At 65.9% G+C, this 721-nt stretch carries 1 protein-coding gene; it reads left to right on the top strand.

Annotated elements, in window-relative coordinates:
* On the top strand, positions 1–721 hold a 721-nt coding region (locus H5395_RS18440; protein WP_182794006.1), incomplete at both ends, for a transposase.

Below are 721 nucleotides of genomic sequence, written 5' to 3'. Positions count from 1 at the left end.
TGCCGAGTACGGCAAGGTGGCAGACTTCCGGCAGAAGCTCTCGGAGCAGGGTCTCACCTGGGCGGTGGGCATTCTGCCGACCCAGACGGTCTATCCTGCCGACGTCATGATTGCTCCGGCTATGAAGCGACGGACCGGTCGGCCACCCAAGCATCCGGTGCCTTCCACCCGGACCTACAGCGTTCAGGCCGTCGTGGCCGCCCTGCCGAACGAATGCTGGCGGACCCTGTCGTGGCGGCGCGGCACCAAAGGCGATCTCAGGGCCGACTTTGCCGCGCTCCGGGTCCGGGTGGCCGATGGTCCGGTGATCTCGCGCAACCGGCGCCTGCCCGGTGAGACCGCCTGGCTGGTGTGCGAGCGCCGGACCTCCGGGGAGCGCAAATACTACCTGAGCAATCATGCGGAGGATGTCGCTCTGGAGAGCCTGGCGGCGCTGATCAAGCGTCGATGGGTTTGCGAGCAGATGCACCAGCAGATGAAAGGGGAGATCGGCCTCGATCACTTCGAGGGCCGCAGTTGGCGGGGCCTGCACCATCATGCGCTCATGACGATGATCGCCTTTGCCTTTCTCCAGCATCTGCGGCTTGGGGAAAAAAACCCCCACCAGACCGGGGCCGCCCCCAACCCCATCCTTGCCGCAGGTGCGTCGGCAACTCGCGGCCACACTCAGCGCCTTTGCACGGCTTTGTCCCCACTGCCGCAAGCCCGTGCCCTATCACCT

Source organism: Paracoccus sp. MC1854 (genome assembly GCF_014164635.1).
Taxonomy (GTDB): domain Bacteria; phylum Pseudomonadota; class Alphaproteobacteria; order Rhodobacterales; family Rhodobacteraceae; genus Paracoccus.
The sequence above is the reverse complement of the archived record's forward strand: the minus strand, read 5'-3'. Positions and strand labels throughout refer to the sequence as shown.